This window comes from Microcoleus sp. K1-B1 (assembly GCF_036704705.1).
Lineage (GTDB): Bacteria > Cyanobacteriota > Cyanobacteriia > Cyanobacteriales > Microcoleaceae > Microcoleus.
Window position 1 is genome coordinate 16,266 of the sequence record NZ_JAUBSH010000013.1, and the last position, 25,621, is coordinate 41,886.

The window sequence follows — 25,621 nt, forward strand, 5'->3', positions numbered from 1 at the left end:
TGGGAAAATTGGAGGCTGAGCCTCCGGATCTGCGTTACCAGGCAGAGCCTGGGAACAAGTAATAATCAATCACCCATTACAACTGATTAGCGATCGATCATCGTTTTCAAAGCTTCTTTCATTTCGTCTGCAGTCGTCGTTGCCGTACCGAATTGACGCACGACAATACTAGCAGCCAAATTGCCCAAAACTGCCGCTTCCCAACCCGATGCACCGACGCACAAAGCTAAAGTCATTGCTGCTACAACTGTATCTCCAGCACCGGTTACGTCGAATACATCAGTCTTGTTAAAAGGGGGAATGTCCCAACTTTGAATGGCAAATTCCCCCTTTTCACAAATGGATGTTGGAGGGGGTGAATTTTTGATTTCTTCGCCGTTCGCCCTTTGAAACAAAGTCATCCCTTCTTCGCCGCGAGTAATCAGGATTTTTTGAGCTTGAGTTAAGTTCAACAAATCGCGTCCTGCTTGCATTAAAGTTTGAGGGTTTTTGATTGCATATCCCACTGCTTGCTCGGCTTCTGGCAAGTTCGGGGTAAATAACATTGCTCCAGAATATCGCTGCAAATTTGTTTGACAGTCTACAATTGTTTTGCCGGGAACCACTGCCGATTCGATCGCCAAATTTGTCAAAACTCCGTCGCCGTAGTCGGAACAAACCACTGCATCTACTGTCGGTATTTGCTGCCGGATGTAGTCTGCCAATTGCAACTGCAAATCTAAATCCGGCAACTCGTCCGATTTGCGATCGACTCGGACAATTTGCTGAGTCACCGACTGCCGCGCGTGCCCGGAAATTCGAGTTTTGGTGACAGTTGGACGCTGCGAATCGATTAAAATCCCACCCGTATCAATTCCCGCCGCCTCAAAAATACCGCACAAAGCCTTTCCCTGGTCGTCTTTTCCCACCAAACCAGCAACTTTTACTTTGCCTCCCAGTTTGGCTAAATTATAGACAGCATTTGCGCCACCTCCTGGTACTTGCTGAGTATTTTCGTAGCGCAAAATCAACACAGGTGCTTCGCGGGAAATTCGCTCTACTTGTCCGGTAAGAAACTCGTCCAAGGTCAAATCTCCGATCGCTAATACCTGCGCTTGATCGAAGCAGTCTAATCTTTTCAATAATTGCTCTGTTGAGGCACGCAGTTGAGGCAAAAAATCGGAATAGTCGTTAGTCATTAACCAAAAAAATGAGACTGAGGAGTTGATAATTGAGTGTGGAACGAGCGGGAATTAAAAATCCTAATATAAATTAATAATTAATTTCCTCCCTTGTTTTATTTTTAACTTTTAATTGATTTTCTCACTGGGATTTTGATAAACCAGTTGCAGGCTATTGGCGATCGCACTCGCTCAAACAATTTGGCAAAAAAATGCGGATAAAATCGCCGCCCTTGAGACTCAACTGAAAGTTTCACGGTGTGGAAGTTTCCTTCTACATAAGTGCCTTCAAAAAACAGCAGAATTATTTCAATTTCTGCTTGATGATCGTAATCACCTGAGTCATTTGTTTTTTGAGTGCATCAATTTCCGCTTGCATTTTCGCCATTTTCACAGTCATCGCCTGAATTTCGGCGGCGCCCGCTCCAGAGCTGGGTGCAGCGGCGGCGGCTGGGGCTTCCGGCACTGGTTTCTTTTTGGCCAGTACCATCGCCGATTTGATTGCCTCGGTTAGCTGCTTCTTCTCAAACGGTTTAGCGATGAATGCAAAAAAATGCTTCTCAAAGGGTTTCGGAATTTTTTCCATCACCTCTTCTTCGCGGCCCGACATGATCACCAAAGGTATCTTAGAAAGCTCAGGATGGGCTTGCACTTTTTGATACACTTCCCAACCGCTGACTTTGGGCAGTAGGAAATCTAACATAATTAGATTTGGCCGGGCTTGACGGATCAGTTTGAGTCCCTCTTCGCCGTCTTTTGCTTCTAGAACTTCAAAGTTACCCTGCGGCAACATCTCTCGGACTCGGACGCGGATGACTTTACTGTCATCGATTACCAAGATTTTTTGACCAGCCACGACTGACTCCTTCAGTAATGAATGAGTGATGATTTGCAACCTTCAGTATATCCCTAACAGAATTCTACCCATAATTCTGGGCGAGTTTAGTTTTGTTGCACGTCGGCGCGATTCTGATTTAGGGTGATACTCCTACAAGTTCAGGGGCTTTGATTTCGGATACGATCGAAGGAATTAACTCAATCGCCACTTAATTTTATGTCGCCCCAAACTCCTAAAACTCCTACTGTCAAAGCAGTTGCCGCCCAAATGCGGGGTGAAATCGAGGCGATGCCGGAGTGGTTGCGTAGGCCCGTTGGCAAAGCTAGCGAACTTTCCGAAGTGCAGAAAATTATCAAACAGCGGCAAATTCACACGATTTGTGAGGAGGGGAGATGTCCCAACCGGGGCGAGTGCTACGCGCAAAAAACGGCGACTTTTTTGTTGATGGGGCCGACTTGCACCCGCGCTTGTGCTTTTTGTCAAGTAGATAAAGGTCATTCTCCGATGCCCCTCGACCCGGAGGAACCGCAAAAGGTGGCCGAGGCTGTGCAGTTGTTGGGTTTGCGCTATGCGGTGCTGACTTCGGTGGCGAGGGATGATTTGCCGGATGGGGGTGCGGGTTGGTTTGCCAGGACGATCGCCCAAATTCGCCTTCTGAACCCGCATACTGAAGTTGAGGTACTGACGCCGGATTTTTGGGGGGGAATGGGGAGGAGTTCAGAGGGGGAGAATTCCGGCCTCGATGAGTTGCAGCGCCAGCGGATTCGCACGGTGGTGGAGGCTAAACCCGCTTGTTACAACCACAATATTGAGACGGTGCGTCGGTTGCAAGGGCCGGTACGGAGGGGGGCCAAGTACGATCGCTCGATCGACGTTCTGCGTATTGTTAAGCAATATGACCCAACTATTCCCACCAAATCGGGTTTGATGTTGGGGCACGGGGAAACCGAAGCCGAGATAGTCGAAGCGATGATTGATTTGCGGGACGCCAAGTGCGATCGGCTCACTCTCGGTCAATACATGAGACCATCTCTAGAGCACCTCCCAGTGCGTAAATACTGGACGCCGGCCGAATTTGACCGTTTCGGGTCGATCGCGCGGGAGATGGGGTTTGAGCGCGTGCGATCGGGGCCCCTCGTCCGAAGTTCCTACCACGCCGGAGAGAGCGATTGAAACTAATTTGAATTCAACTCGGCATAAACTCCTTGTTACAAAAAATAACTCTAGAGGATTGTGCATAAGTGCGACGCTCTCTGCTATTTGTAAATAGAGTGACATTATCAATTAGGAGCTTTACCTATGCCAGAGATAGCGAAGAACCAATTAAAATCCGACTCCGTGATGAAAACGGGCAAATTCCCTTACCCATTTCGCGCAGGCTGGTTTCTGTTGCTGTTAGCAATCAATTTTGTGGTTGCAGCCTTTTATTTCCATATCATTGAATAGTTCTGCAAGTTAACTTTTAGCAGACCCTGCTTTTCTCGACCTCAACGTCGGAGAGTGGGAGAGAAGGAGAGGGGGAGAGTTTTGAGTTTTGAGTTGGCGAGAATATGACTTCATCCTTCTAACTAATGACTACTGACTTCTTCCCTCTTCCCTTGAACCTCTTCCTTCTGACTAATGACTAATGACCAATGACCAATGACCAATGACTAATGACTGATGACTAATGACTTCTCTATCGATTTCTCGACGCTTCTAGCTTTGACAAGCGTTCTTGAATTTTAATAACATCTTGCTTAGTTTCAATTGCCAAAGTTGCTAAATTGTCAAACATCGGGTCTCCCGACAGCGTTCTAGGATTGGTGCGACCAGAACCTGAAGGGGAAGGAGACTGAGGCCGGTTAATTCTAGAACCTTGGTTCTGCAAACTGTAGATTTGTCCCCTAAGTTCAGAAATTTGCCTTTCTAATTGAGTAATGCGAAACTCTAATTGACTTGTGGATTGAGCGGGCGTAAAAATTGGTGCTACAGCAATTGCTAAGGCACAAGCCAGACACAAAAAACAGATTTTTAGGGCGCGATGGCGATTTTTTTTCGGCATAGCTTTAATAATTTAAATTATACCTGTTCTACGATAACAAATCGCCGATATTTTTGGTCTCTATCAGAAGTAGGTCTTATGACAACTAGGAACGTAGCTATTTTAATGTTCGATGATGTCGAGGTACTGGACTTTGCAGGCCCTTTTGAAGTGTTTTCGGTGACATCAGAATTAAGTAAGGGCGAGCGACCTTTTGCAGTCTCTACCGTAGCCGAACATCCCGGTGCTGTCAACGCCCGTAATGGTTTGAGTGTAAATCCCAACTGCACCATTTCCGATTGTCCGCCACCGGATATTTTAATTGTACCGGGAGGACAAGGTACGAGAAAGTTAATCGATAATTCAGCAGTTATTAATTGGATAAAAAATTCTGCGCCAACAGCAGAATTAGTGCTTTCTGTCTGTACGGGTTCGCTGCTTTTGGCAAAAGCTGGTTTGTTGGAAGGTTTGGAAGCAACTACCCACCATCAGGCATTGGGTTTATTGAAAAAATTAGCGCCCAACACAACTATTATCGAAAATCAGCGATTTGTAGATAACGGCAAAATCATCACTTCAGGGGGAATTGCTGCGGGAATTGATATGTCTTTGCACGTTGTCGGCAAACTTTTGGGAACAGCACAAGCCGAACAAACAGCAGAGTACATGGAATATAAAATTGGTAATTGGTAATTAAAAATCTAGTTAATTGCACATTTTATTTGTACGAACACGGCATGAACCCTTAGTGTCAATTTAAGTTTCAAATCCTTTGTATTTCTCGTTTATTGCCGAAATTTGATCCCCCTAAATCCCCCTTAAGAAGGGGGACTTTGACGCTCTTGTTCCCCCTTTCTTAATGGGGTTAGGGGGGAGCGAGAGACTTATTATATGGACAAAAGACTGGTAAATTTGGACGTTAACTTAACACCAATGGGCATTTCCCTGTCCATACCCCTAGCTAATCAAGCATCTTCGCCCCAAACTTTTAGTTGTAAATAGACTAATAGCAAAGCTACAGCCATCAGGAAAGTTGCCGCCGCGGCTGCATAGCCAAAATCAAATTGCGAAAAAGCTTGCTCGTAAATATAATAAACTAGCAAATTAGTAGAGTTCAAAGGGCCGCCGCCGGTGATGACGTAAACTTGCTCGAAACTCCGCAGAGTAAAAATAGCAGTAGTCACGGTAGCAAATACTAAAGTCGGTCGCAAACCGGGTAAAGTGATGTACAAAAATTGCTGCCAAGCATTAGCTCCATCCAATTCTGCGGCTTCGTAACGATTTACCGGAATTGCTTGCAATCCTGCTAAAAATACTACCATATTAAAGCCTAATTGTTTCCAAACACTGAGCAGAATTATCACAGGCATTGCCCAAACTGTGCTACTCAGCCAAGGAATTGGATTTAAGCCGATCGCACTTAGGGCATTATTCACCGGGCCTTCGGTTTGAAACAACCACCGCCAACCCAAGCCCACTGCAACTAAAGAGGTAATCGAAGGAATAAAATAAGCCGTGCGGAGAGCCCCTCGCCAAGCAAACGAACGATTTAGCAAAACTGCCAAACCCAAAGGAATTACTAAACTGGGAATGACTGTTGCAATAGTAAAATAGAGGGTATTTTGGAGAATTTGCCAGAAATCCGGGTTTGTGACTAGACGCCAGTAGTTGTTGAAGCCAATCCAACGCACTCCCGACTGGGTAAAGCTGCCGCTGGTAAAGCTGAGGTAAAATAAATAGGCGATCGGCCAAATCAAAAAAGTACCCAGAAACAGCAAAGCTGGGGCCAGGAAAGTCCAAGCTGCGATCGAATCATTATCCAACCAGTTAAAACGCCCAAATTTAATCCGAACCATTGGCTTGTAAATTTTAGCTTTTAGTTTTAAATGGTATCACAATATAGGTCAATGTCAAAATGAACCTTCTCGATATATTAGCTCATTTACCCACTATAGAAACTGAAAGGCTCCTGCTCCGAAAAATTACTTTAAACGATGCCAGCGATATGTATGAGTATGCCTCAAATCCCGAAGTATCACAATACACAATGTGGTCAACTCACACCTCGCTCGAAGATACTAAATACTTTCTCAGGTCACTTACTAAAATGTACAAAAGACGAGAGCTGGTAGATTGGGGAATTGTCCATAAAGCCGAGAAAAAGTTTATCGGAACTTGCGGATTTGTGGAATGGAGCATGACGCACAGCCGCGCGGAAATTGGCTACGCACTTTCTAGGAGGTATTGGGGAGAAGGATACATGAGCGAGGCTGTTAATGCAGTTATTGAATTCGGCTTTCGGGAGATGTTGCTGAATCGAATTATGGCTCGATGTGAAGTTAACAATATTGCTTCGGCTCGGGTGATGGAAAAAGTGGGGATGCAATTGGAAGGGGTATTGCGACAGCACCTATTTGTGAAAGACAGATATTGGGATCTAAAACTTTATTCGATTCTCAGGGAAGAGTTTTTTGAGAATATTGTAGAATAGGGTTGAATCAGTAGGTCAATCGATTTTAGATTTTAGATTTTAGATTTTAGATTTTAGAATTGAAGCATTGACCCCACGGATAAATTCGGGGGGCAAGTTTCATCGGATACAGGTTTTTTATTTCTCCACGGATGAATCCGGGGGCTTGTATGCTGGATGTTTTCGGTCAGCGCAAAAAAATAATATACTTAGGACTTAGGCAATATCTCCATGTAGAGTGCGCCGAAGCACACCTTACCCTTTACCTGTATTGTAGAAGACGAGTGAATAGTTTTTATCTTTATGACCAAGAATTTCTTGATGGTACAAGCCCCCGGATTTATCCGTGGAATCAATCCAAAATCTAAAATCTAAAATCCTCACGCCCCCGAATTTATCCGTGGGGTCAATCCAAAATCTAAAATCTAAAATCTAAAATCGAATGACCGCTACTCCAGTATCTGTTAATTCCAATGCCTGCCTGATTTCTCCTGAGATTGGCAAAAGTGTGCTCGCTGCGGCTCATCCTCCATTAAAATTAGGAGTTTTAGCATCAGGAAGCGGCAGCAACTTCGAGGTAATTGCCCAAGCCATTCAAAACCAACAACTCAACGCTCAAATCCCCGTATTAATTTACAACAACCCCGAAGCCAAAGCCGCAGCCAGAGCCGAAAAATACGGCATTCCCTCAATTCTGCTCAATCACCGCGACTGCAAAAGCCGCGAAGAATTAGATACAAAAATTGTCAAAACTTTTCAAGAGTATGATATAGAATGGGTAGTGATGGCGGGTTGGATGCGAATTGTTACCAAAGTTTTGCTTGATGCTTTTCCCGATCGCGTTATTAACATTCACCCCAGCTTACTGCCGAGTTTCCCAGGAATTCGCGCTGTCGAGCAAGCACTGGCCGCTAAGGTTAAAATAACCGGATGTACGGTGCATATCGCCCGTTTAGAAGTAGACAGCGGGCCGATTTTAATGCAGGCTGCTGTGCCTGTATTGCCTGATGATACCGCAGAAACGCTGCACGCTCGAATTCAGGTGCAAGAGCACAAGATTATGCTCGGTGCGATCGCACTTATTGCTGAATCTAATCAAAAAGATTGTGACTAAAAACCTTACCAGTGCTGCATCTTCCCCGGAATTGCCCGTCAGCGAATCACCCGAAACAGGCCCGCCGCTGATAGACTCCAATCGCCTGAAATTAATTCTCAAAGAAAGGCTCAAAAAGAACATCGGCATCAAGGGAGAATTCTATCTGCCTTGCTTGCCATCGATGCTAGACGACTATCTTAAATTACTGTCAGACTTCTTAAACATTCTCGGACAAAACATCGACGCTGCCCAAGCCGAAAACTTGCGAACATTAATCGCCAACGCCTTAGCAGAAGGATTCAAAAATTCCCCCCACGCTAATCTAATAGTCTCATACTTTCCCGCCAATTCCCAAACCGGTTTAGCCGGCGGCATTACTCTGAATACCAAGATTCAAATCGAATCAATGACCCAGAAATATCATAGCTGGCCGGATATTCGCCCCGAACCTTTATTCGGCAGCCATCCCGATGCCAAAGTCATCGCCATTGCCGCCGAATTAGGCGAACCGGGAAAAGCACCTATTTTAGATGTCGGTGCGGGCCCAGGGCGCAATAGTTTGCCTTTAGCAAGGTTAGGTCATTCCGTGGATGCGATCGAACTAACACCGATATTTGCCGAGAAACTATCAGCAGCAGCCACCGCCGAAAACTTGCCGATAAATGTCACCCAAGGCGACGTTTTAGACCCCTTATTGAGGATGAAAACTTATCGCTACAAATTAGCCATTGCTACCGAAGTTCTCTCTCATTTCCGCTACCCCGAACAAATTCGTTTGTTCCTAGGCAAAATGTCCGATGCTGTTTTAAGCGGCGGGTTTATTTTATTCAGTGCTTTCTTAGCAGTAGATGGGTACGAACCCGATGAGATGGCAAAACAAATGTCTGAATTGTGTTGGTCTTATCTGATTACCAGAGAAGAATTGCAAGCAGCAATAGAGGGTTTGCCGTTAGAAATTATTTCTGATGAATCGGTGATTGAATACGAACAAAAACATTTGCCTGATTCGGCGTGGCCGCCGACACCTTGGTTTGTCAGTTGGGCTAGCGGGCGCGATTTATTTTCGGTGCAACAAACACCGCCGTTAGAGTTGCGGTGGATACTTGTTAAACGCCTGTAAAGAGTTAGTAAGCTGCTACACATTTAAATTGAATCGAGAGACGGGCAGGATGCCCGTTCCACAATAATTGTAGAAAAATTGACTGTCAAATTAGGTTCACAACAGCTTATGGTGCGTCACAATGTAGTTTATCGATAATTGATAAAATAACGCTGTCTAACTCACATCTTGCACCATTCTTAAGAACAGGCAAGATGCCTGTTCCACAAAGATGGAGTTTTCTTCTTGTGGGGAGTAGGGGTGGGGCATCCTGCCCGCCCGCAAAAGGCTAATTGAGAATGGTGCAACATCTCATATCTAACGCACCCTACAACAAATTTTAGCGGTTAAAAATCTAATCCTAAACCTCGGATGCCCGCAATTGTCCGCAGGCGGCATCTGCTTCTAAGCCGCGAGAATACCGCACGCTAACTGCAATTTTCTTTTCCTTCAAAGTCGCAACGAAACTGTTAATTCGATTGGGAGTCGGTCGCTTATATTCAGCTTCCTGAATCGGATTGTAAGGAATCAAATTGACGTGACACTGAAAGCCGCGCAAATGAGTTGCTAACTCGGCTGCGTGTTCTGGCAAGTCATTCACACCTGCTAAAAGTACGTATTCAAAACTCAATCTGCGCCCAGTCGATCGCACATATTCCCGACATTCTGCGATTAACTCACCCAAAGGATAAGGGCGGGCGCTAGGAATTAACTCTTCGCGCAATCTTTGATTAGAAGCGTGGAGGCTGACGGCGAGGGTAACTTGCAGTTGATGTTCGGCTAGTTGGCTGATGCGATTGCGAATTCCTACTGTGGAAATGGTGATATTTCGCTGTCCAATTCCTACATCTTGATTCAAACACTTGACAGCAGCTACAACATTATCGAAATTCAGCAGGGGTTCGCCCATACCCATAAATACGATGTGGCTGACTCGGCGGCCAAAATCTTGCTGTACAGTCAAAACTTGATCGACGATTTCGTTTACTTCTAAATTGCGCTTGAAACCGCCTTTCCCGGTAGCGCAAAAGTCGCAGCCCATCGCGCAGCCAACTTGGGCTGAGACGCACACAGTCAGCCGTTTATCGGTGGGAATGCCGACTGTTTCAATGATTTGACCGTCTGCCAATTTTAAGAGATACTTTACCGTGGCGTCTGGTGCGACCGATCGATAGTGAATGGTCGATCGCCCGATCGGGATTTTAGCAACAGTCTCGCGCCACTGTTTCGAGAATACAGAAATGTCAGAGATCGATCGCGCACCTTTCTCATAAATCCACTGGTACAACTGCTTTCCGCGATAAGCTGGTTGTCCCTGCTGCTGCACCCACTCCGTTAACTCAGCTAAACTCGCCCCCAGCAAGGGCGGAATTTTACCCGACTCAACAGCCAAAGCAGCAGTCTTGCGAGACTGATTCGCACCCCTGGAATTACCAGAAGAGTACACCTGAGAAACGGAAGTAGGAGACATAGGTCATTAGAAAATTTAAAGCTACCCTCTATATTAAAACTTATCGACCAAAGCGGCCGTTAATCCTCAAAAAGGTGAACTCTCGATCCCCCTAAATCCCCCTTAAGAAGGGGAGTAGGGGTTGACTTTGAGAATAATCCGGTTCCCCCCTAAAAAAGGGGGGTTAGGGGGCATCTTATTGTGGACTCACAAAGAAAACTCCAGACATCAATGTCCGCAACAAAGTTAATATTTGGCAAATTTTCACAAAAATTGCGTGTAAATGACCGCCGCCACCTAAAATAAACTCTGGAGTTTGTTAAAGGGTATGCAAATTTGACAGCTTTCCAACACAATTAATGCAACTTTTATGGTGCTAAATATTCTTGCGCTGCCCTTAGCGTTTCAATTTACATCGCCGGGCCCGATTATCTTTCAACTTGGCCCCGTAGCCATTCGCTGGTACGGGCTGTTGATAGCTTCTGCCGTCTTGATTGGGGTCAGTCTGTCCCAATACTTAGCTCAAAAACGCCGTGTTAACCCGGAATTGCTGGGTGATTTGGCAATTTGGCTGGTTATCGGCGCGATTCCCTGCGCTCGAATTTATTACGTGGCTTTTGAGTGGCCGCAATACGCCCAGAGGCCTGAAGATATTATTGCAATTTGGAAAGGCGGAATTGCCATTCACGGGGCGATTTTGGGTGGCACGATCGCAGCTTTAATTTTTGCGAAAATTCAGCGAGTTTCTTTTTGGCAATTGGCAGATTTAATCGCGCCTTCGGCAATTCTCGGTCAGGCGATCGGACGCTGGGGAAATTTCTTTAACTCGGAAGCTTTTGGCAGTCCTACGGATTTGCCTTGGAAACTCTATATTCCGCCAAACAGCCGCCCGCCCGCCTACGCTAATTTTGAATATTTCCACCCCACATTTCTCTACGAATCCCTGTGGAATTTGACAGTATTTGGGTTGCTTCTGACTTGGTTTTTCCGCGATTTGCAGGGCAAAATTCGCTTGAAAACTGGTGCTTTATTTTTGGTTTATATCGCAGCTTACAGTTCCGGTAGAGTCTGGATTGAAGGGTTGCGGACTGATAGTTTGATGTTCGGGCCGTTGCGGACGGCACAGATGGTAAGCTTGACTGGGATTGTTTTAGGGTTGGGCGGATTGGCTTGGCTTTATTTGCTCGATCGACCTTTACCCGATGTTGTCTCCCCCAATAGCGATCGGTCAAAGATCGCTCAGAAATCCCCAGAGGATCAATAAAAAACCCCAGAGAGGTTAGTCTCTAGGGTTCAAAACCAGGGTGCATCTACCATCTATTACTTCCAACCAAAATAGGTACATCCGGAAGCGTCCGTAAATTTAGCAAATTTTTTAGCAGCCATGAGTTTGACAGAGATTGAATCCCTAATTCCAGGGGTATACATTGTAGGTGCAGGCCCAGGAGACCCGGATTTGTTGACTGTTAAGGCTCAAAAATTACTGGCTGCAGCCGATGTCATATTATTTGCTGACTCGCTAGTCCCAGACCAAATTTTGCAGGGGGTGCGCGCAGATGCTGAAATTATCCAAACTGCGGATAAGACCCTGGAAGAGATTGTACCTTTGATGGTGCAACGAGTGCGCGCCGGAAAAAGCGTCGTCCGCCTGCATTCCGGCGATCCCTGTCTCTACGGGGCCGTCGGCGAACAAATGCAAGCTTTGGCCTCGGAGGGAATTGCTTTTGAGGTAATCCCCGGAATTAGCGCTTTCCAACTTGCGGCGGCTAAACTTAAAATTGAGTTGACTGTTCCGGGAGTTGTGCAGACAATTATTTTGACCAGAATTAGCGGCCGAACAGAAGTACCGGAACGCGAAGAATTGGCGAGTTTAGCGGCTCATCAAGCGAGTTTGTGCCTGTATTTGAGTGCCCGCCATGTCGAACAGGCTCAAGCTAAATTGATGGAACATTACCCATCGGATTTGCCTGTAGCGATTTGTTATCGCTTGGGCTGGCCCGATGAAAAAATTGTGCTAGTTCCCCTTGACCAAATGGCCGTTGCTACGCGCGAAAATAATTTGATCAGAACGACAATGTATGTTATTAGTCCGGCGTTGGGAAAATCAGCAGAAGGACGATCGCGCTTGTACCATCCAGAGCACGATAGGCTTTTCCGACCCTCTAAGGAATAAGCAAGAAGGCACGACACGGATTTTGACACGGATACACGGATAGCTGTTTTTTTCCTTCTGACTTCTGACTTCAACATCCCAATAACCAATAACCAATAACCAATAACCAATAACCCATGAAAGACTTAACTCGCAGACAATTTATCATTGTCACCGCATTAAGCGCCGGATTTACCTTAGCAGTTCATCCTCTGGCGGCTGCCGTTATCAATACGGATGCTGCTGGTTTAGTTGCAGGTGAGGTAAAAATTCCCGTAAAAGACGGCTCAATTCCAGCCTACAGAGCAATGCCAGCCAGCGGCAGCAATTTTCCAGTAATTTTAGTAATTCAAGAAATCTTCGGAGTTCACGCGCACCTTCAAGATATTTGCCGCCGTTTGGCAAAATTAGGTTATTTAGCGATCGCCCCAGAAATGTTTGCCCGTCAAGGTGATGTTTCTAAAATGACCGAGATTCAAGAAATTAGGAGTAAAGTTGTCTCGAAAGTTCCTGACGAGCAAGTTATGTCAGATTTAGATGCAACCGTAGATTGGGCACAAAAGTCAGGAAAAGGCAATATTAATAAGTTGGGAATTACAGGATTTTGCTGGGGTGGCAGAATTGTTTGGCTGTACTCTTCCCACAACCCGAAAGTCAAAGCTGGAGTGGCTTGGTACGGGCGTTTGGTTGGCGATTCTACGACTTTAACTCCCAAACAGCCGATCGACATTGCAGCAACTTTGAAAGTGCCTGTATTGGGGCTTTACGGCGGCAAAGACGAGGGAATTCCCAACGATACAGTCGAGAAAATGCGGGAAGTTCTCAAAACTGGTAGCAGCGGTTCCGAAATTGTGCTTTATCCAGATGCGCCGCACGCTTTTAACGCTGACTATCGCCCCAGTTACCGGGAAAAAGAAGCTAAGGATGGTTGGAAACGGATGCAAGATTGGTTTAAAAAGTATGGAGTTTCATAATAGTTGTGAGTTTTTAATTTTGACTTAAAACTGGTGTCAAGTTTGGGCTCGAAAAAGGCAATATTAGCGAATAGCCCTTAAGACAGGTGGGTTTGTGGGCCCGACATTGGTAAACTGAGCGGTGTAGAATTATCGATCGAACAGGTAAGCCCGTGCTAGACGAACAAGCTAAAAAGACCATCTTGCGGAAAATCCCTCACGGATTGTACATCTGCGGTGTCAAAGACGGGGAGGAAGTCAACGGTTTCACCGCTAGCTGGGTGATGCAATCTTCCTTTACCCCTCCCTTAGTTGTCAACTGCGTCAAGCAAGACTCCAAATCCCACGCCATGATCAAAGCCAGCGGTGTCTTTGCTTTGAGTTTCCTAGAAGCAGGGCAAAAAGAGTTAGCCCAGAAATTCTTCAAGCAGCAGCGCCGCGTTGGCAATAAATTTGAGGATGTAGAATTTTATCCCGGCGCGGAAACTGGTTGTCCGATTATCTCGGATTCTCTGGGTTACATCGAGTGCAAAGTTGTCGGTGCCGTGGAACACGGGGATCACACGGTTTATGTGGGAGAAGTTTTGGCAGCCGGCGTCCACCGAGAAGGCAATCCGTTGCTGCTAGAAAGCACGGGTTGGAATTACGGCGGCTAAACACTTGGCAGGTGGCAGTTGTTAGTAAAAAAAACTAACACTGAGAAACCCGGTTTCTTTAAAAGTCCGGGTTTCTGAATACTAAACAAATTTTTACGTTGAATTAGACTGAGATGTTGCACCATTGTCAATAAGTTTTTTATGGGCGGGATCTCATGCCCAACACCTACTCCCCACAAGAAAATTCACTTTGTGGAACAGGCATCTTGCCTGTTCATAAAAATGGTGAAATATCTCAGATTAAAACGACTTATTTATTAGCTGCGAGAGTTAGGCGACGCATAACAAATAAAAAATCGGCGACAATTTTGTCAGCGTTGTCTGGAGTTAAAATTGGTACGTGGACGAAAATACATTTAGCGGCTATTTGAGAATCACAAATATGTTTTAAAACCGCATAATACAGGGCTTCGCAAACAAATTTTCCGGCTTCGTGACTGATTTCTGTTGCAGCTAAATCAGCGACTAGCGGTTCGAGATTAACTGCTGTTTTCCGAATGTCGCTACCGCAGCAAGCGCAAGATTCTACGGTTAATTTTTGCCTACTTTCGGCCATGCCGCAGCAGATAATAGTGTCGGGTTGGAGCTGGTTGATTTGGGCGATCGCTAAATTAGGTGCTAGCTGGAAATCTACTGGCAGTTTCCTCAAAAAAGTCAGGGAATCAGGCAAAGATTTGATTTGGGAAATCTTGGCTAATAAGTCGTCCGAAGAGTTGGATTTCTGATGGGGAAGCCAAGTATCAAATGAGGTTAGCAGGATTTTGGGTGTCATAAATGATGGGGGATTGTTAACGGTTGACTGTTGACTGTTAACTGTTGACTGTTGACTGTTGACTGTTAACTGTTAACTGTTGACTAATGACTAATGACTAATGACTAATTGTATGCAATAATACTGATATTGATAATATAAGGCAAGTAAGTCAATGTCTGTCATTGCAGTAGTGGACTATGACATGGGCAATCTGCACTCAGTCTGTAAAGGCTTGGAAAATGTGGGTGCAGTGCCAAAAATTACAGATTCTCCTGCTATAATCGAGCAGGCTGATGCGGTGGTTTTGCCGGGAGTAGGTTCGTTTGACCCGGCAATGCAGAATTTACGATCGCGCAATTTGATAGAACCGATAAAAAGGGCGATCGCCTCTGGAAAACCTTTTTTAGGCATTTGTTTGGGTTTGCAAATTCTGTTTGAAAGTTCCGAAGAAGGCGTAGAACCGGGATTGGGCGTTATTGCCGGAAAAGTGCGCCGATTTCGCTCGGAACCGGGGTTGACAATTCCCCACATGGGATGGAATCAATTGCAATTTACTCAGCCGGATTTGCCGCTGTGGCAAAATTTACCGTCCGATCCTTGGGTTTATTTCGTGCATTCTTATTATGTCGATCCGGTGGAGTTGGAAGTGCGATCGGCAATTGTGACTCACGGCAGTCAAAACGTGACGGCGGCTATAGCTAAAGACAATTTGATGGCCGTGCAATTTCACCCGGAAAAGTCTTCGAGTACGGGATTGCAAATGCTGTCAAATTTTGTCAGTCTGGTGAGGGAAAAAGTACCCGCTTAGGCGATTTGTGCCAAACCCGGTTTATGGTAAAAACCGGGTGTTTATAGTTTTAAATGATACCATTTTCAATAAAGAATGCAACTGTAAGTCTGCACCAAATTTATATTTAGTCAGTCATCCCCAATCTAAAATCTAAAATCTAAAATCTAAAATTGTATGAGTCTGAGAATCTGTGGCAATCGCCAAATCAAAACCCTGCCGGGACTCGCAACTCGCCCTACACCTTCGCGAGTCAGAGAAGCTTTATTTAATATTTGGCAAGGGACGATCGCAGATTGCAGATGGCTTGACATTTGTACCGGCAGCGGTTCGATGGGTGCAGAAGCTTTGTGTAGGCAAGCCGCGAGTGTCACTGGCATCGAACAGTCGGCGAAAGCTTGTGCGATTATCCGCGAAAACTGGGAGCAAGTAGCAGACTCGTCCCAAACATTCCAAATACTGCGGGGAAACGCGACGGCGAAATTGGTGGCACTAGCGGGGCAGCAGTTCGATCGCATTTACTTCGATCCGCCCTACGCCAGCGACTTGTACGAACCTGTGTTAAACACGATCGCCAGCCAAGAAATGCTAGCACCAAACGGCGAAATCGCGATCGAACATAGCCCGGAGCGATCGACACAACCGATTTCCGGCCTAGAAATTTGCCGCCATAAAATATACGGCAATACAGCATTAACCTTCTATACCCGCAGTGGCTGAGAGGCTCAAACAGCAGCAGCCTCACTCCTCGACGCAGAAAGAAACCGGGTTTCATGGCGTTGGCGCGCCCGGGACTAAAAGTTTTTCCCTTGGATACAATACAAATTTTTCCGATGAAGTTAAGCTTTGTGCGTAGGTTGTCAGAGCAAGTTGCCTCAGCAATTGACGAAATAAATGAAGTTTAGGCTGAAAATAAAGACTTTCAGTTGTAACATGAACCCAAAGTGTGAGTGTGAATATTCCTAAAGGAGTGAATATGGTTCAGACACCTTCGCGCCCTCGTGGCAGCGAGTTTCCGGCTGCTAACTCGGTACAGCCAGTCAAACGCGATACGATTTTGTTGGGAGATAGCCTCCCCCTGCCCAATACCAAACTCTTCGGCACAGACGGCATTCGCGGGAAAGTAGGAGAATTGCTGAATGCACCCCTAGCCTTGCAAGTGGGCTTCTGGGCTGGACAAGTTCTACGGCAACATTCCCCCAACCAGGGGCCTGTGATTTTGGGGCAAGACAGCAGGAATTCCAGCGATATGCTGGCAATGGCACTGTCAGCGGGTTTGACGGCCGCCGGTTTGGAAGTGTGGAATTTGGGATTGTGTCCCACTCCCTGCGTTGCTTATCTGGCAAGCGTTTCGGAGTCGGTCGGCGGAGTGATGATTTCGGCTTCTCACAATCCCCCAGAAGACAACGGCATTAAATTTTTCGGTTCAAACGGCTTCAAGCTGTCGCAGCAGTTGCAGGAACAAATCGAAGCGGGAATCCGGGGGGCAAAGGTTCCAATTGCTAGCTTAGGTTGGGGACACCACTACCATCGCTCTGAGTTGGTTAAAGATTATGCCACTTCGCTCTGTGATTCGCTGCAACAGATGAATTTGGAGGGAATGCGGATAGTTTTGGATTTGGCTTGGGGGGCCGCTGCGGGTTTGGCGCCGGCGGTGTTCGCGCAAATGGGGGCGGATGTGATCTGTTTGCACGACTCTCCTGATGGATCTCGCATTAATGTTAACTGCGGTTCTACTCATCTCGACAGTTTGCAAGCGGCTGTTTTGGAACACAATGCTGATTTGGGATTTGCTTTTGACGGCGATGCCGATCGAGTTTTGTGTGTTGACAACCAAGGTCGAACGATTGACGGCGATTACATTCTTTATCTGTGGGGCCGGCAGTTGCGCGACTCGGAACAGTTACCATCCAATTTAATTATTTCTACTGTAATGGCTAACCTCGGCTTCGAGCGAGCTTGGGAAGAATTGGGGGGCAAACTAACTAGAACGAACGTGGGAGATCAGTACGTTCACGCTGAAATGCAGCGCACTGGTGCGATGTTGGGCGGCGAACAATCGGGACACATTCTTTGTCCGCATTACGGTGTCAGTGGCGACGGTTTGCTGACAGCTTTGCATTTGGCTTCGCTGGTGCGCCAGTCCGGGGAATCTTTGGCACAATTGGTAAGTGGCAGTTTCCAAACTTATCCGCAGTTGTTGCGAAATATTCGGGTGGACGATCGCGAAAAACGCCTGAAATGGCAGGAGTGCGAGGCAATGCAAAGTGCGATCGATCGTGCTACAACAGCAATGGGCGAACAGGGACGAGTTTTGGTTCGCGCTTCTGGCACTGAACCGCTAATTCGAGTTATGGTGGAAGCTGCCAGCGCCGAATTGGCTAATTTCTGGACTGAAAATTTAGTTTTAGCCGTTCAGCAACACATAGCTATCTGATGGAAATGGGGAATTAATCTGAAGGAAGGAGGAAGAAGGGAGAAGGAAGAAGGAAGAAGGAAGAAGGAAGAAGAAGGAAGAAGCCTCTAGATAAATATAGGGGCTATTGAAACCAATTTCTCATTCTTTATTCCCTCTTTCTTATTTCCTTGGTCTGTCCTCAATAACTAAATCCTTCTTTCTTCATTTCCCCATTTCTGATTGTATGAACACCAACTCAATTCAAAATGGGCGGCTGCATCGAATTTCGTTAAATTTTTTAATAGTCGTCATATTAATAACGGGGATATGGTTTCGCTTTACTAATCTGGATCGCAAAGTCTACTCGTTCGACGAATCTATCACCTCGCTGCGAATTTCTGGCTACACTTGGACGGAAATAGTGCAGCAAGATTTTCAAGGCAAAACAATTAGCGTCGCAGATTTGCAGCGGAAATACCAACAGATAAATTCCGAAAAAACTTGGTGGGATACTGTTAAAGGTTTAGCTACAGAAGAACCCCAACTATCGCCGTTGTATTTTATTTTAGCCCGGTTTTGGGTGCAGTTGTTCGGCCCGCAAGTGGCGACTGTCAGAAGTCTTTCAGCTTTGATTAGTTTGTTAGTTTTTCCCAGCATTTATTGGTTGTGCGGGGAATTATTTCGCTCTGCGTCTGTGGGATGGGTGGCTGTTACAATCGTCGCTGTTTCACCCTTTCACGTCTTGTACGCGCAAGAAGCAAGACCCTACATGATGTTTGCAGTCCTCGTGTTGCTGTCGAATGCAATTCTGCTGCGGGCGATTGCCCTACAAAATTATCCCGCCACATCTAAATTGAGTAAGGCTGTTTGGTCTATTTATGCGATCGCCCTTACTTTCGGACTCTATTCTAGTTTATTATTTTTTTTAGTAGTATTCGCCCACGGCATCTATGTAATTATCACAGAAAATTGGCGTTTTAGCAAAACATTAATTGCTTATTTACTAGCTTCAGCGGCAGCAATAATTATTTTTGCGCCTTGGATTTGGATATTACTTTATAATTCGGAAAAAATTGAGTCAACAGTAGGCTTTCCCCGCTTTTCCATGCCGTGGATGTCTTCAATTCAACCTTTGATTCTCATCACCTGCCGAATGTTTCTTGACACGCATTGGGCCGGCGGAATTATCAAAGTTGGTTCTAGCAATATGACTACAGATTTAATCAGAGTGATTGTAGTAGGCGTATTGCTGTTAGCGATCGCACATTCACTATACTCGCTCTGCCGCTCAACCCCCAAACGAGTTTGGCTGTTTGTCTTGACAGGGATAGGAATTACAGCGATAGTATTGATAGCAGTGCGAGGCGTTGCCGATCGCTATATGGTTCCCTATATTTTAGGAATCCAGCTAGCTGTTGCCTATCTATTCACTGCTAAAATTGAATCCGCCACCAATCCCCGACAACAAAAGCTGTGGCAGCTCGGTTTAATAGCGCTAATATCGAGTGGAATAGTTTCTTGTGCCGTCAGCTCACAGTCGCAACTTTGGTGGAACAAGTATCCTTCTAGCACTAAATATAACCCGCAAGTAGCCGCGATTGTCAATCAAGCGAAAAAATCTTTAGTAATAACTCACGGAGGCAACAACATCACAGGGAAAATACTGTCTGTCAGCTATCTGCTGAAGCCGCAAGTACAGCTTTTGCTGGCAGTTAAACCAGATCAAGTTAAAATTCCTGATGGTTTTAGCGATGTATTTCTATACCGAGCTACAGAAGCATTGCAATTTGAATTAGAAAAAGTGCAAAAATATAAAATCACACCCATTTACAAACCGGGTGATGGCTGGCTTTGGCGTGTAGAGAAATAAGCAAAGTGGCAAGTGCAAATGATGATTTCTGTTGTGATACCCACCTACAACCGCGAGCAACCTCTGCGAGAGACATTGGCTGATGCGATTCGGCAAAATTACCCGAATTTTGAAGTGCTGGTAATTGATCAAACTCGCACCCATGAATCGGAAACTCAAGTTTATTTAGAGCAATTGGCAAATGCTGGCCAAATTCGGTGGTTTCGGGTAAATTGGGCGAGTTTGCCGGCTGCTCGAAATTATGCAGTGCGGCGCGCAGTGGGAGAGATTATTTTGTTTATTGATGATGATGTACAATTGCCAGATGGTTTTTTGGCTGCTCACGCTGACAACTATTTAGAAAAACCCGATGTGGGATGTGTGGCGGGCAGGGTTTTTGACAGAATGAAACTGGATAATTCTGGAGGCGATTTGGCGATCGAATATTTGCCCTCAGAAGCGATGGATGCGGGCATTGCCTGGTATTTTATCGATTTGGTACATACAGTCAAACCGCAGCAGGTACTCTCGGCTAGAGGCTGTAATATGTCATTTCGCCGACAGGTTTTTGCCGAATGCGGGCTGAGGTTTGACGAGCGGTTTGCAGGAAGTGCGGTGCGGGAGGAGTCGGATTTTTGTTTGAGATTGCGATCGACTGGCCTGAAAATTTGGTACGATCCTAATGCGTGTTTAGTTCACTTGGGGGAAGAGAGCGGCGGATGTCACGATGTCAGCACGCGATCGATCAAGTATCAAGTCACATTTTATCATAACCATTTCCTCATGGGATTGAAAAATTTAACAGCCTTTCAATGCCTACGATTTTTTGCCAAACTATTTGACTGCCACGTTTTGGGAAATCCGCCTTGCTATAAAAGCGCCTCGCCCATTAAAATACTAACTAGATTTGCTTTTTATATCCTGGGTTTTCTCAGTGCTATAAATACACTAATTCAATCTCTGTGGAATGATGGACAAAGTTATAGCCATCAAGACAAGATTAACGCTCAATAATTACCTATTCCCTATTCTCCCTTCCCCCTAAATGAGAATTCTCGTTGCCAGCCACACCTATATTGTGGACATTAATCGGGAAAAATTCAAGATATTAGCCAACCTAGAACCCGATATAGAAGTAACAGTTGTAGTACCGCAGCGTTGGAAACCCGGAGGCGTACAAAATAAAATTATAGAAACGCAATTTGATCAAGAGGGTTCATTTCAAGTAATTCCTGTCTCCAACTTTAGTCAAAACAATCAAGGATTGCTAACTTTTGGTATAGATTTAATTAAAGTTTTGCAAAAGTTTAGACCCCAGATAATCCAAGTTGAACAAGGTTCAAAATCTATTGCTTGCGCTCAGTTAATATTACTAAATAAACTGCTAAAACTGCAAGCAAAAAATATATTATTTACTTGGTGGAATCTGCCTTATCAATTGAATTGGCCGGTTTCACTCTTAGAAAATTACAATCTTCAGCACACTGACGGAATTATTGCAGGAAACCTAGATGGAGCTAAAATTTTGCGGCAGCGGGGCTATCAAGGTGCGGTAAAAGTAATGCCACAACTCGGAGTAGATGAAACTTTATTTCGTCGCACGGGTAAAGACGCTGATTTATCGCGCAAGTTCGGCATTAAACAGACCGATTTTGTGGTAGGATTTGTAGGGCGATTTGTTGAAGAAAAAGGTTTGTTGACTTTAGCTGAAGCTTTGGCAGGGTTGAAAAAAAGCTCTTGGAAGTGGCTGTTAGTAGGACAAGGAAAATTGCGATCTCACCTCGCCGAAAAATGTATTGAATGGGGAATAAGCGACCGCATTATCTGGGTAGAAAGCGTTTCTCACGAAGAGATTCCCCCTTACATTAACTTAATGAACTGTTTGGTATTGCCTTCGCAAACCAGCTATAAATTCAAAACTTTGACCACTGTGGGCTGGAAAGAACAATTCGGTCACGTTTTAATCGAAGCGATGGCCTGTCACATTCCGGTTATCGGTTCCGACTGCGGCGAAATTCCCCACGTCATCGGCGATGCGGGGTTATTATTCCCAGAAGGAAATGCAGGGGTTTTGCGAGAGTGTTTGCAGAAATTAATGGAGCGGCAGGAGTTGGCGGCCGATTTGGGCGATCGGGGTTATCATAGAGCGATGAGCAATTATACCAATAAAGCCTTAGCTGAGCAGTTGTTGGAATTCTACAAAGAATTGTTGTAACTTTTGGCAGTATAATGCAAGTGTTAAATAAAAACTTTGGTAAATGTCTATTCCTTCCGACATACGCTCTTTGGTTGACGAGCTCTACCAGGTACTAGACGATAGCGAGCGCCAAGCAACGTTGGGACTTTTTGCACTTAGAAGAGCCATGTCTCTTTTTCCGCAAAATGAAATACTGATGCAATACTTTTCTTCGATCAGCAATTTTCAATTCTGCGTAGCAGGTGTTCGCTTACAAGCAGAGCATATTGTGGGCAATGTATTGATGGCTGGTGTGCCCGATGAAGATGTTCAAAAAGCAGGAGATTATTTAGCAGCCTTGCTAAAGATGGCTCCCGAATCGAAAATCATGATAGACAAAGTAGTTGAGAGATTAGAAGCATTGCCATGAAACAATTACCAGATGAAAGCCAACTCCTGGAAATACTTGAAATTGTGAAAGCTGCGGAAGCAAAAGCCAGTGAAATGTATGAATTTTCTAAGACAATGGCTCACAATACCCAAATGACAGCAACAAAGAGAGAGGAAGCGGAACAGCTAGACGGGCAGACTTTTGCAGATAATTAAATTTGTAATGGGAGATGTTGGTATGTAGATTTAAATAACTATCCCCGATGCGGATTCTCCAAATTATCCCCTCAATTTCCTTGGTATACGGCGGGCCAAGTCAAATGGTACTCGGACTTTCTGCGGCCCTCGCTTCCCGATGTATTGATGTCACAATTATCACCACAGATTCTAACGGAGATATCGGTCAACTTCCCTTAGATGTCCCCTTAAATCAACCAATACAACAAAACGGTTATCAAATTATTTATTTTCGGTGTTCTCCGTTTCGTAGATATAAGTTTTCTCTCTCGTTATTGCAGTGGTTGAATAAAAATGCACAACAATTTGACCTGGCTCACATTCACGCTCTTTTCTCACCAGTAACTACCTTTGCCGCCACAATTGCTAGATATCACAAGTTGCCATATATTATGCGTCCCTGCGGTATGCTTGACCCCGCCGATTTGCAGAAAAAAAAGCGCTTGAAACAGATTTATGCAGCAGTTTTAGAACGCCCTAATTTAGCAGGTGCTGCGGCAATTCATTTCACAAGTAAAGAAGAGGCTAAAATCTCAGAAAGATTTGGTTTGGGTAGCACAGGCAAGATGCCTGTGCCACAGGATTTGGACTTCACAGGCAAGATGCCTGTGCCACGGGATTTGGTGATTCCATTGGGGGTGACAGCAGGTTTGTTTCCTAAGAGATTGCGGGAATCTGAAGTGCCAATCATCTTATTTATGTCGCGAATTGAACCTAAAAAAGGGCTTGATTTGTTAATTCCAGCATTAGAAAGTCTTTTGGTATCCGGGATAGAGTTTCACTTTATTTTAGCTGGTTCAAATCCCCAAGATGCTGATTATGAAACACAAATTAAAGTAAAAATTCAGAATTCAAGCTTAGCAAAATACACAACAATAACTGGCTTTGTGAGCGGTGATTTAAAAGTTGAACTGTTGACAAAAGCCGACTTATTTGTATTGCCTTCTTATTACGAAAACTTTGGCATTGCTGTAGCAGAAGCGATGGCCGCCGGTGTACCTGTCGCCATTTCCGATCGCATACATATTGCGGAGGACATACAGCAAGCAGAGGCTGGTTGGGTGGGGCCTTTGGAAGTAGGGGCGATCGCCAATTCAATCAAATCAGCACTTCTGAATCCACAGGAGCGCCAACGGCGGGGATTGAACGGCAAAGAGTATTCCGAAAAGCATTATAACTGGGAGGCGATCGCCCAGCAAACCATCGATGCTTACCAGCAGATTTTGTCATCTATAGCAGAAGGAAGAAGGAAAAAGCAATAAAATCAATCGTTTCAGCCATTAACAACGTCCTAACCGTCTTGGCGGTTGCTATATTGACTAATGTGACTGGGGTTTATCTTTTACTTCTTCTCCTGCTCCGAGTTCTTGTGCTGCTGCTTTACTATCCCACGACAGTCAAATCAGCCCCGTAGAGGCCCTTTTAGCCGTGAAATTTACCGTCAACGCAACATTGTTGAACGTGCGATCAACCGACTCAAGCAATTTCGTCGGATCGCAACCCGATATGAGAAGCTGGCTGCAAATTATACAGCCATGATTACGATCGCCTGCATTCTGTTGTGGTTATAGTTTGAAAACACGCCCTAGTCTTATGAACAAACTGCAAGCACCGGACAAAGAAGCCACGGTCAGGTTTACTGTGGACATGTCCGTCGGGAGAGCATCGTAAACTGCCGATGTTGGCAGCAAAGACGGGGCGCAAGAAAGTGGACCAGAGTGCGGATGCTGCTGGAGGATGGGTTAGAGGAGGTGGATGCGTAGGGCAATTGGGCTGTGAGTTTGGACTTGCGTAATCACAGATAGAGGGGCTTTTTAAGAGAGATGGCGCCTCTAAAGCCCACATTCCGCACCCCCAAGGGGCAGCGTAGGCGGATTGAGGGGATAAAAGTGAATCATTCGAGATAATAGTGGGTTAGTAGTTAGACCACTTTGGTCGCTATTTAAAGAACCATTATTCGTACAAATTTGGAGAGCAAATTTATGATGTCAGCAGAGAGACCTTTAGAGATGGATTACTCTCAACAAGATTCAACCTTAACGTTTGCTCCGCGTCCAGTAATTCACTCCAGTCAACAAGCGGGATGGAAAAATATCCATCTTGCACATTATCAACTGCCTGCAATTGACTTCCCTGAAACAACAGGTCTTCAGCACCTCATTTCGCTACCATCGTGGAAGCAGCCAACGGAAGTAGAGATGGTAGTTGATGGAAAGCGTTATCGATTTCAACATGACCAACAGGAAAAGGGGCATATTGAAATCCTTCCTGCTCATGTGCTGCTCAAAGTGAGGTCGAGTCAGGCAGGGGAAGCGACTCACTGCTATCTCGATCCTACATTTCTAGCTCATGCTGCTTACGAGTCTGCAAATCCAGAGCAAATTGAACTGAAGCCGACGCTATCAACGCCCGATCCGTTAGTCTGTCAAATTGTCTTAGCTCTGAAAACGGTATTAGAAACTGATGCAACAAATAGTTGCTTCTATGCGGAGTCAATGGCAACAGCTATGGCCGCACATTTGTTGAGAAACTACTCAATCCGCAAGCACATTCTACCAGAGTATGAAGGTGGCTTACCTAAGTACAAACTGAAGCAAGCTCTTGAGTATATGAACGTTCATCTAAGTGAGAACCTATCATTAGCCACCCTTGCAGATGAATTGCAGATTAGCCAGTACCATTTCTGTCGATTATTTAAGCAATCAACTGGAACGACTCCTCATGCGTACTTAATTCAGCAGCGAGTAGAGCGATCTAAGCAATTACTGAAACAGGAAGAAGGCACAGTGAATGACATTGCGATCGCGTGTGGTTTTGCCAATCCCAGCCATTTTGCTAAGCATTTTCGCAGATACACAGGCATTTCACCCAAGCAGTTTCGCATGATGTAGCAAGAATATGTTCAATTCGCAAGGAAGTGTTCGACTTGAAGTGGCAAAGATGATTAAAGTCGTCTTGTATAAACGGAACTTTCCCGATTAGGGGGGCGTCCGTTGGTTATATCTCTTTTGGGATATAGGTTGGGGCGATTTGATCGTTAAACATCTGCAGTCATATCTTTAAGATTTATTTAATCTTTGTCTACTACCTCTTGTGAGATAGTAAGATTAAGTAAAAAGCCGACTACATAAAA

The 25,621-nt window shown here is 45.2% G+C and carries 27 protein-coding genes; 21 read left to right on the plus strand and 6 right to left on the minus strand.

All coding sequences use genetic code 11. From position 1 onward, the window contains the following. Positions 1 to 86 precede the first annotated feature (86 nt). Together QUA83_RS07030 and QUA83_RS07035 are read right to left on the minus strand one after the other, a co-directional pair. Positions 87 to 1,178 (minus strand): PfkB family carbohydrate kinase, encoded by a 1,092-nt coding sequence (locus tag QUA83_RS07030; protein WP_333292287.1) that lies wholly within the window; start codon positions 1,176 to 1,178, stop codon positions 87 to 89. 286 nt (positions 1,179 to 1,464) lie between these two features. Beyond that, positions 1,465 to 2,016: a response regulator gene (locus QUA83_RS07035; protein WP_333292288.1), complete on the minus strand. Its 552-nt coding sequence runs from the start codon at positions 2,014 to 2,016 to the stop codon at positions 1,465 to 1,467. Between the two features lie 198 nt (positions 2,017 to 2,214). Between QUA83_RS07035 and lipA the strand changes: the two genes are divergently transcribed. Further along, the gene (gene lipA / locus QUA83_RS07040) at positions 2,215 to 3,171 is read left to right on the plus strand and encodes a lipoyl synthase (RefSeq protein WP_333292289.1); all 957 of its coding nucleotides are present in this window, start codon (positions 2,215 to 2,217) and stop codon (positions 3,169 to 3,171) included. Positions 3,172 to 3,339: 168 nt separating this feature from the next. Then, positions 3,340 to 3,444: a photosystem I protein PsaX gene (gene psaX, locus QUA83_RS07045; protein ID WP_333039887.1), complete on the plus strand. Its 105-nt coding sequence runs from the start codon at positions 3,340 to 3,342 to the stop codon at positions 3,442 to 3,444. A 232-nt stretch (positions 3,445 to 3,676) separates the two neighbouring features. Here the strand turns inward: psaX and QUA83_RS07050 are convergent, their stop codons facing one another. Next, a complete protein-coding gene (locus QUA83_RS07050; RefSeq protein ID WP_333292290.1) occupies positions 3,677 to 4,042 on the minus strand; it encodes a hypothetical protein in 366 nt (121 codons plus the stop codon). A gap of 78 nt (positions 4,043 to 4,120) precedes the next feature. Here QUA83_RS07050 and QUA83_RS07055 point away from each other — a divergent pair, with 78 nt between their 5' ends. Next, positions 4,121 to 4,714 carry a DJ-1/PfpI family protein gene (locus QUA83_RS07055; RefSeq protein WP_333292291.1) on the plus strand — a complete coding sequence of 198 codons (594 nt, stop codon included), beginning with the start codon at positions 4,121 to 4,123 and terminating at the stop codon, positions 4,712 to 4,714. 272 nt (positions 4,715 to 4,986) lie between these two features. Here the strand turns inward: QUA83_RS07055 and QUA83_RS07060 are convergent, their stop codons facing one another. Continuing rightward, the gene (locus QUA83_RS07060; RefSeq protein ID WP_333292292.1) at positions 4,987 to 5,877 is read right to left on the minus strand and encodes a sugar ABC transporter permease; all 891 of its coding nucleotides are present in this window, start codon (positions 5,875 to 5,877) and stop codon (positions 4,987 to 4,989) included. A gap of 59 nt (positions 5,878 to 5,936) precedes the next feature. Here QUA83_RS07060 and QUA83_RS07065 point away from each other — a divergent pair, with 59 nt between their 5' ends. The 3 genes from QUA83_RS07065 to QUA83_RS07075 all read left to right on the plus strand — a co-directional run bounded on the left by QUA83_RS07065 (position 5,937) and on the right by QUA83_RS07075 (position 8,707). Next, entirely contained in the window at positions 5,937 to 6,512 is a 576-nt protein-coding gene (locus tag QUA83_RS07065; protein ID WP_333292293.1) for a GNAT family protein, read from the plus strand. Between the two features lie 421 nt (positions 6,513 to 6,933). Further along, complete coding sequence (gene purN / locus QUA83_RS07070) at positions 6,934 to 7,605, plus strand: phosphoribosylglycinamide formyltransferase (RefSeq protein WP_333292294.1); 672 nt, start codon at positions 6,934 to 6,936, stop codon at positions 7,603 to 7,605. Continuing rightward, positions 7,598 to 8,707, plus strand: a complete 1,110-nt coding sequence (locus QUA83_RS07075; RefSeq protein ID WP_333292295.1) for a class I SAM-dependent methyltransferase — start codon at positions 7,598 to 7,600, stop codon at positions 8,705 to 8,707. Before purN ends, QUA83_RS07075 begins: the two co-directional genes overlap by 8 nt. A 340-nt stretch (positions 8,708 to 9,047) precedes the next feature. Here the strand turns inward: QUA83_RS07075 and rlmN are convergent, their stop codons facing one another. Continuing rightward, positions 9,048 to 10,157 carry a 23S rRNA (adenine(2503)-C(2))-methyltransferase RlmN gene (gene rlmN, locus QUA83_RS07080; protein ID WP_333156025.1) on the minus strand — a complete coding sequence of 370 codons (1,110 nt, stop codon included), beginning with the start codon at positions 10,155 to 10,157 and terminating at the stop codon, positions 9,048 to 9,050. 349 nt (positions 10,158 to 10,506) lie between these two features. Here rlmN and lgt point away from each other — a divergent pair, with 349 nt between their 5' ends. The 4 genes from lgt to QUA83_RS07100 all read left to right on the plus strand — a co-directional run bounded on the left by lgt (position 10,507) and on the right by QUA83_RS07100 (position 13,897). After that, on the plus strand, positions 10,507 to 11,400 hold the full coding sequence (lgt, locus tag QUA83_RS07085) for a prolipoprotein diacylglyceryl transferase (RefSeq protein ID WP_333292296.1): 894 nt from the start codon (positions 10,507 to 10,509) through the stop codon (positions 11,398 to 11,400). A 120-nt stretch (positions 11,401 to 11,520) separates the two neighbouring features. Then, positions 11,521 to 12,309 carry a precorrin-4 C(11)-methyltransferase gene (cobM, locus tag QUA83_RS07090; RefSeq protein ID WP_333292297.1) on the plus strand — a complete coding sequence of 263 codons (789 nt, stop codon included), beginning with the start codon at positions 11,521 to 11,523 and terminating at the stop codon, positions 12,307 to 12,309. A gap of 116 nt (positions 12,310 to 12,425) precedes the next feature. Next, complete coding sequence (locus QUA83_RS07095; protein WP_333292298.1) at positions 12,426 to 13,262, plus strand: dienelactone hydrolase family protein; 837 nt, start codon at positions 12,426 to 12,428, stop codon at positions 13,260 to 13,262. 152 nt (positions 13,263 to 13,414) lie between these two features. Continuing rightward, complete coding sequence (locus tag QUA83_RS07100; RefSeq protein ID WP_333056840.1) at positions 13,415 to 13,897, plus strand: flavin reductase family protein; 483 nt, start codon at positions 13,415 to 13,417, stop codon at positions 13,895 to 13,897. A 250-nt stretch (positions 13,898 to 14,147) separates the two neighbouring features. On the opposite strand, the gene QUA83_RS07105 is transcribed toward QUA83_RS07100, so the two are convergent. Further along, entirely contained in the window at positions 14,148 to 14,669 is a 522-nt protein-coding gene (locus tag QUA83_RS07105; protein WP_333292299.1) for a pyroglutamyl-peptidase I family protein, read from the minus strand. Positions 14,670 to 14,823: 154 nt separating this feature from the next. Here QUA83_RS07105 and hisH point away from each other — a divergent pair, with 154 nt between their 5' ends. The 11 genes from hisH (at position 14,824) to QUA83_RS07160 (ending at position 25,379) form a co-directional block, all read left to right on the plus strand. Next, entirely contained in the window at positions 14,824 to 15,459 is a 636-nt protein-coding gene (gene hisH / locus QUA83_RS07110) for an imidazole glycerol phosphate synthase subunit HisH (RefSeq protein ID WP_333292300.1), read from the plus strand. A gap of 156 nt (positions 15,460 to 15,615) precedes the next feature. Then, positions 15,616 to 16,158 (plus strand): 16S rRNA (guanine(966)-N(2))-methyltransferase RsmD, encoded by a 543-nt coding sequence (rsmD, locus tag QUA83_RS07115; protein WP_333292301.1) that lies wholly within the window; start codon positions 15,616 to 15,618, stop codon positions 16,156 to 16,158. Positions 16,159 to 16,414: 256 nt separating this feature from the next. Continuing rightward, a complete protein-coding gene (gene glmM / locus QUA83_RS07120; RefSeq protein WP_333292302.1) occupies positions 16,415 to 17,875 on the plus strand; it encodes a phosphoglucosamine mutase in 1,461 nt (486 codons plus the stop codon). Positions 17,876 to 18,080: 205 nt separating this feature from the next. Next, positions 18,081 to 19,706 (plus strand): glycosyltransferase family 39 protein, encoded by a 1,626-nt coding sequence (locus QUA83_RS07125; protein ID WP_333292303.1) that lies wholly within the window; start codon positions 18,081 to 18,083, stop codon positions 19,704 to 19,706. Between the two features lie 18 nt (positions 19,707 to 19,724). Then, complete coding sequence (gene hpsN, locus QUA83_RS07130) at positions 19,725 to 20,699, plus strand: hormogonium polysaccharide biosynthesis glycosyltransferase HpsN (protein WP_333292304.1); 975 nt, start codon at positions 19,725 to 19,727, stop codon at positions 20,697 to 20,699. 31 nt (positions 20,700 to 20,730) lie between these two features. Beyond that, the gene (gene hpsO / locus QUA83_RS07135) at positions 20,731 to 21,900 is read left to right on the plus strand and encodes a hormogonium polysaccharide biosynthesis glycosyltransferase HpsO (RefSeq protein WP_333292305.1); all 1,170 of its coding nucleotides are present in this window, start codon (positions 20,731 to 20,733) and stop codon (positions 21,898 to 21,900) included. Positions 21,901 to 21,943: 43 nt separating this feature from the next. Beyond that, positions 21,944 to 22,291: a hypothetical protein gene (locus QUA83_RS07140; RefSeq protein ID WP_333292306.1), complete on the plus strand. Its 348-nt coding sequence runs from the start codon at positions 21,944 to 21,946 to the stop codon at positions 22,289 to 22,291. Continuing rightward, positions 22,288 to 22,467 carry a hypothetical protein gene (locus tag QUA83_RS07145; RefSeq protein ID WP_333292307.1) on the plus strand — a complete coding sequence of 60 codons (180 nt, stop codon included), beginning with the start codon at positions 22,288 to 22,290 and terminating at the stop codon, positions 22,465 to 22,467. The genes QUA83_RS07140 and QUA83_RS07145 overlap by 4 nt, the downstream gene beginning before the upstream one ends. Before the next feature lie 47 nt (positions 22,468 to 22,514). Further along, entirely contained in the window at positions 22,515 to 23,750 is a 1,236-nt protein-coding gene (gene hpsP, locus QUA83_RS07150; protein WP_333292308.1) for a hormogonium polysaccharide biosynthesis glycosyltransferase HpsP, read from the plus strand. Positions 23,751 to 23,816: 66 nt separating this feature from the next. Then, entirely contained in the window at positions 23,817 to 24,059 is a 243-nt protein-coding gene (locus tag QUA83_RS07155) for a transposase (RefSeq protein ID WP_333292362.1), read from the plus strand. A 411-nt stretch (positions 24,060 to 24,470) separates the two neighbouring features. Further along, a complete protein-coding gene (locus QUA83_RS07160) occupies positions 24,471 to 25,379 on the plus strand; it encodes an AraC family transcriptional regulator (RefSeq protein ID WP_333292309.1) in 909 nt (302 codons plus the stop codon). Positions 25,380 to 25,621: the final 242 nt, after the last annotated feature.